The organism is Cellulomonas sp. HZM (assembly GCF_000708885.1).
Taxonomy (GTDB): Bacteria; Actinomycetota; Actinomycetes; order Actinomycetales; family Cellulomonadaceae; genus Cellulomonas.
Window position 1 is genome coordinate 1 of the sequence record NZ_JEOE01000063.1, and the last position, 6207, is coordinate 6207.

Consider the following 6207-nt stretch of genomic DNA (forward strand, 5'->3'; position numbering starts at 1 on the left):
TCTTTTACAGCTCCAGTTGCAAAGGCTACTTATGAAGCTTACTTTTTTTTTCAAGCAGAAGACGGCATACGAGATCTAGTACGGGCCCGTGGGCTCGGTCGGCGGGGCGACGACGACCGGCGGCTGACCACCCTCGCCGAAGTGCTCGTCGTAGCCGGCCACCTGGACCCAGGTCACCGCGAAAGGCGGCTCGAGCCCGAACGCGGACCACGGGATGTGGGACCTCCCGATCCACACGCCTCCGGGCTGCCCGTTGTCGGGGTCGAGGTGGATGTGGCGCTGGCTGCCGTCGACGAGGGTGATGTTGACGTGCCCGTGCGCCTCGAACACGGCGCCCCCGAGGAGGGTGACTCCGGTCTGGTCGACGAGGTAGGGCAGCGCGGCGTCGGAGCCCCCGCCGGCGACGACGGGGCCGCCCGCCTGCACGACGACGGTCGTGGCCGCTGCGGCCGAGGGGACGAGGGCGACAGCCGCGGCGGCGAGCACGGTCCCTGCGACTCGGATGGGGTGGTGGGACATGGTGCCTCCTTCGGTGACGCGCGGCGGCCCTCGTCGCGATCGACGACCCGGACGTTCGTCCAGGTGGACCGTCGATCTTAGGTTGACCATCTCTTTACCCGACAGGACCAAGGTCCCGATGGCTACTCACTAGTAACTTACGGAACCGTAGGTTACGGTGACCGCGTGACCCGCCCGTGGCTCGACTCGTACGCCGACGGCGTCCCGACGGACGTCGCGATCCCGGACGAGCCCCTGACCGCGGCGCTCGCACGCTCCGCCGCAGCATTCCCCGAGCGCGTCGCGGTCGACTTCCTCGGCCGCACCACCACGTACGCCCAGCTGGCCGACCAGGTGGACCGCGCCGCGCACGCGCTGCACGGGCTCGGCGTACGTCACGGCGACCGCGTCGCGCTCGTGCTGCCCAACTGCACCGCCCACGTCGTCGCGTTCCTGGCGACCCTGCGCCTCGGGGCCGTCGTGGTCGAGCACAACCCCACCTACTCGGCGACCGAGCTGAGGCTCCAGCTCGCCGACTCCGGCGCGAGCGTCGCGCTGGTCTGGGAGAAGGCCGTCGCGGCCGTGCTCGAGGCGCGCGCGGGCACCGACCTGCGCGAGGTCGTCGTCGTCGACCTGACCGCGGACCTCCCCGCGACCAAGCGATGGGCGCTGCGGGCGCCGGTCCGCTCCGCCCGCACGGCGCGCGCCGCGATGAGCGCCGACGCGCCGCGCGACCTGCCGCGGTGGCACGCGCTCGTCGCGTCGTCGGACCCGCTGTCCGCCGACCACCCGCACCCGCAGGCCGACGACCTGGCGCTCGTGCAGTTCACGGGCGGGACCACGGGCACGCCCAAGGGTGCCGCGCTGCGCCACCGCAACCTCGTCGCGAACACGGTGCAGGGCCAGGCGTGGACCGACGCCCGGCCCGGCACCGAGACCGTCTACGCGGCGCTGCCGTTCTTCCACGCGTTCGGGCTCACGCTGTGCCTCCTGTACGGGGTCCGCATCGCGGCGACGATCGTGCCGTTCCCCCGGTTCGACACCGACCTCGTGCTCGCGGCGCAGCGCCGTCGCCCGTGCACGTTCCTGCCCGCGGTGCCGCCGATCCTCGACCGGCTCGCGAGCGCGGCCGACGAGCGCGGCGCCGACCTCGGCTCGATCCGGTACGCGTTCTCCGGCGGCATGGCGCTCCCGCGCGAGACCGCGGAACGTTGGGAGCACGCCACGGGCGGCCTGGTGATCGAGGGGTACGGCATGACCGAGACGGCCCCCGTCGCGCTCGGCAACCCGCTGTCCCCCGCACGCCGGCCGGGTGCGCTCGGGCTGCCGTTCCCCGGCACGGACATCCGCGTCGTCGACCCCGCCGACCCCACGCGGGACGTGCCGCACGGCGAGCAGGGCGAGCTGCTGGTGCACGGCCCGCAGGTCTTCGCGGGCTACTGGGGCCGGCCCGACGAGACCGCGGAGCAGCTGCTGCCCGGCGGCTGGCTGCGCACCGGGGACGTGGTGCGGGTCGACGACGACGGCTTCGTCGTGCTCGTCGACCGCATCAAGGAGGTCATCGTCACGGGCGGCTTCAAGGTGTACCCGTCACAGGTCGAGGACCACCTGCGGGCGATGCCCGGCGTGCGGGACGTCGCGGTGGTGGGCGTCCCCGCCGACGGCGACCTCGGCGAGAAGGTGGTCGCGGCGGTCGTGCTGGACGATCGCGCGTCCGACGGCGCGACACCCGTCGACCTCTCCGCCGTCCGCGCGTGGTGCGCGCAGCGGCTCGCGTCCTACGCCGTCCCGCGCGGCCTGGTCGTCGTGCCCGAGCTGCCGCGCTCGATCCTCGGCAAGGTGCTCCGCCGCGTGGTGCGGGACGAGGTGCTCGCCGTGAGCGCCTGACGCGTCCCGCACGGTCGACCGCGCCGGCTCACGACGTGGGCGACGGCCGCGGCTGCTGGCTCGGTCCGGGCCGTGCTCCCTGCCGTCCGCCCTGACCGCTCCGGCCCTGCGTGCCGCCGTCCCCGCCACCGCGCTGGGGGCCCGTCCACGTGCCGCCCGGGCCCTCGTCCTGACCGCCGCGCTGCCGCCCCGTCCCCGGGCCGGACTGCCGTCCGTCCTGCTGACCACGGTCGTACGGCAGCACGAACGAGCGGTCCCCGCGCCCGTGCCCTTCCCATCCGTGCCCGCGCCACGCGTGGCCCGCGACGACGAGCAGCGCCCACGCCACGGACATCACGAGCGAGAGCACCACGAGCGCGGCACCGACGCACACGCTCACGATCCCCCACCGCCGGGCGGTCGCCGACTCGCGCTCGGCGGTCTCGGCGTCGCCGGCTCCCGCGGCCCGCGCGGCCCGGTGCGAGGCGAGCAGCGCGACGAGCGCTGTCGGCCAGAACAGGATCACCGCCGCGATCACCCAGCCGATCGCGGTGGGATACCGGCCGTCGGTGGCCGTGCGCTCGGGCCGCGGGTACGGGCTGGTGCGCGCCTGCTGGGGTGCCGGGGACGGATCAGGGGTCGGCGCGGTCGTCGGCGCGGTCGTCGGCTTCGGCGCGGCCGCGTGCGGCTCGTCGGCGCTCGGGGGTGCGGTCTCGGGCTCCATCGTCCCTCCCTGGTCACGGCTACCTGCGTGACGGTAGGAGCCTGCGCTGGGACGAGCCTGTGAATCCGCGACGACCGCGTGGGTCGTCACCCGGACGGCGCACGTCGGGCCCGGGCAGTGCCCCCTCGAGGGGTCACCGCCCGGGCCCGGTCAGGGTGCTACTTCTTGACCGCGATCTTCACGGTCGTGGCGCTCGCCGCGGCGTACGTCGTCGAGCCGGCGTACCGCGCGGAGACCTTCCACGTGCCCTTGGCCAGCTTCGGCAGCGCGACGGTCGCCTTGCCGGACCTCAGGGTGACGGTCTTCACGACCTTCTTGCTGCCCTTGGTCAGCGTCACGGTGACCTTGCCGGAGGCCGTCGCGAGGCCCTTGGGTGCGGTCACCGTCACGGTGGCCTTGCCCTTCTTCTTGGACGTCGGGCGCGTGGTCACCTTCGTCGTCACCTTGGACACCTTGCCCTGGGCGACCTTGAGCGTGGCCGTGGCCGAGCTCCCGGCGACGTCCGCCGTGCCGGCGTAGGCCGCCTTGAGCGTGTACGACCTGACGGCGAGCGACGCGGGCAGCGTCACGACCGCCTGGCCTGCGGCCAGGGTGGCGGTCACGGTCGGCCCGGCGCCCGCGAGCGTGACCTTGCCGCTCACGGCCTTGCCGCGCGCGTCGACGACCTTGACCGTGATCTTGGCGGCCTTGCCGTACGTGGTGCTCGTCGGCGCCGAGACCGTGGCCTTGGTGCCCAGCCGCGCGATCGTCAGCCGCACGGGGGCCGACGACGACGACGCGAACACCGCGTCGCCCGAGTACGCGGCGGTCAGCGTGTACGAGCCGGCTGCGAGCGTCGCCGGCGCCGTGAACGTCGCCGTACCGCCGACGACGGTCGCGGTGCGCGCGCCGCCGGGCAGGCCTGTGAGCTGGACCGTGCCGGTCGCGCCGGCCGAGACCGTGGCCGTGTAGGTGACCGCGGTGCCGAACGAGGCCGACGCGGCACCCGCGAGGGTGACCGTGGAGCGCTTGCCGACGCGCAGGTCGGCGCTCGACGCGCCGATCGAGTACCCGCGGCCGAGGTACCGCACGCTCCACACGTCACCGATCTGGTCCGACGTGATCGCGGGCAGCGTGATCGAGACCGCGGAGCCGTCGCGCTTGAGCGCGACCGGTGCGCCGACCTGGTGGCCGTCCTGGTCGAGGACCACGACCGAGCCGGCCGGGCTGCCCGTGGCCGTGCTGCGCGGCACGTCGGCCGCACTCTTGTTGTTGGTGATGAACGGCGCGTAGCCGGCCGCGGTCACCTTCACGGCCAGGGTCGGCGTCGTGCCGGGGACCAGGTCGGTCGACTGGGCGCCGTCGACCGTGACCGACGTCGTGCTCGTGTACCGGGTCGAGCCGAGCGAGCCGAGGACGTCGGCGTACGCGTCGAGCGCCTCGCTCGCGAAGTCGCGGGCGTTGGTGAGGCGGTCACCACCGGCCGCGAGGGTTCCGTTGAGCGTGGTGTCGGGCGTGTTGGGCAGCGCGTGGCCCGCGACGTACCAGTTCTCCGTCATGTACTCGGTGTACGTGCCGTCGTCGTTGGTGCGGATCGCCTCGTCGACCACCGGGGCCGGGTTGCCGAGCGCGTCCTTGTGGTCCTGCGAGTAGACCAGCAGCGCAGGCACCTGGAGCCGGCGGGCCGACTGCAGCGTCCCGGTGGTGTCGCCACCCGGGTAGTACCAGTTCGGGCTCGCGCCCGGCTCGCCGGCCTTCGCGTACTCGGCCACGGCGTTGGGCAGGTAGGTGTTGACGAGGTCGCCGTACAGGTAGCCCGGCGCGAGCGTCTTGCCGTCGGTGACGGCCGGGGTGCCGCTCGTGCGGATGTGGTCGTACGTCGTCCCGCCGTTGCCCGCCGAGAACAGCGAGAAGTCGAGGTTGTAGACGGTCTTGATTCCGCTGGCCTGCGCGTCGGCGTTGATGTGCCCGATCACCGCGCGCGTGTTGTGGCACCACGTGCCGCCGAACAGCAACGGGACGTCGCTGCCCGCGTAGCGCGGGTTGCTCAGCAGGTCGATCGCCTCGGGGTACGTGAGCTGCTGGATGCGCCAGCCGTCGGTCCCGTCGGCGTCGCTCAGGATGTCGCCGCCGTACTTGGTGGCGTCCGTGTACGACGACGTGTGGCGACGGTTGACCTCGTCCTTGTAGAACTCGAGCTGCGTGCTCACGGCGAGGTCGGGCGACGCGACCGTCCCGCCGTCGAGGAGCGTCTGCTTCACGGTCGCCTCGTACGCGGCCTGCTCCGCCGGGGTGTCGAGGTCCGCCGGGGTGCTGGTTCCCGCGAGCGAGGACACGACGCGGTCGTCGAACCCGTCGGCGTCCTTGCGGTCCTTGTCGAGCACGACGAGGTACGGGCCGCTGACCTTGCCGTCCGTGCGGACGAACTCCGGCGTGGGGCTGTTGCCGTTGATGAGGTCGATGAGGGGACCGCCGGTCGTCGCGGCGACGCCCTCGTTCTTCCAGTACGTCAGGCCGGCGCCGGTCAGGTGCGTGCCCAGCTCGTCCCAGTCGAAGATGTTCAGGTCGTTGCCGTCGATGCGCGGGTCGAACACGTAGATCTTGCGCACGCCGATGCTCTTCGCGGCGTCGTTGATGTAGCCGATCTCGGCCTGGATGCTCGGGTCCTTCGGGTCGCCGACGAGCACCGCGTACTTGCCGGCCTTGAACCGCAGCAGGTACTTGAGCCGCTCGATGCCGATCGGCTCGAAGACGTGCTCGCCGCGCTGCGACGCGAGCGCCGGGAACACGTCGGCGAGGTAGTCGAAGTCGACGGACGACGTGATCGCCGGGGATCCCGGCGCGGCGCCCGCGGTGGGTGCGGTCAGCGCGACCAGCGGTGCGGTCGCCAGCGCGGCGACGACGATCCCGGCGACCCTGCGCCGGAGGTGGGACGTGGACATGGGCGTGCGTCACTTTCTTCCGCCGGTCGGCGGACGGGTCTCGGAGGGTGTGCGGGACGTGCGGGTGGAGCCGGGAGGTGCGGTCAGGTCATCGGGCCGGCGCGACCGGCTGCGGCTCGGTGCGCGCCGCGAGGAACGCGGGCACCTCGGGCCGCAGCGCCCGCGACGACGCCGCACCCGTCCGCCGCCGTAACGGTT

Annotated in this window: 3 protein-coding genes; 1 reads left to right on the forward strand and 2 read right to left on the reverse strand. The window is 73.1% G+C overall.

Annotated features, from left to right (window positions below; all coding sequences use genetic code 11):
- The first annotated feature begins 684 nt into the window (after nucleotides 1–684).
- Complete coding sequence (locus AW16_RS0116445) at nucleotides 685–2385, forward strand: AMP-binding protein (RefSeq protein ID WP_029292182.1); 1701 nt, start codon at nucleotides 685–687, stop codon at nucleotides 2383–2385.
- A 28-nt stretch (nucleotides 2386–2413) separates the two neighbouring features.
- Here the strand turns inward: AW16_RS0116445 and AW16_RS0116450 are convergent, their stop codons facing one another.
- Together AW16_RS0116450 and AW16_RS0116455 are read right to left on the reverse strand one after the other, a co-directional pair.
- The gene (locus AW16_RS0116450) at nucleotides 2414–3088 is read right to left on the reverse strand and encodes a CD225/dispanin family protein (RefSeq protein ID WP_029292184.1); all 675 of its coding nucleotides are present in this window, start codon (nucleotides 3086–3088) and stop codon (nucleotides 2414–2416) included.
- 158 nt (nucleotides 3089–3246) lie between these two features.
- Nucleotides 3247–6009: an Ig-like domain-containing protein gene (locus AW16_RS0116455; RefSeq protein WP_029292186.1), complete on the reverse strand. Its 2763-nt coding sequence runs from the start codon at nucleotides 6007–6009 to the stop codon at nucleotides 3247–3249.
- Nucleotides 6010–6207 lie beyond the last annotated feature (198 nt).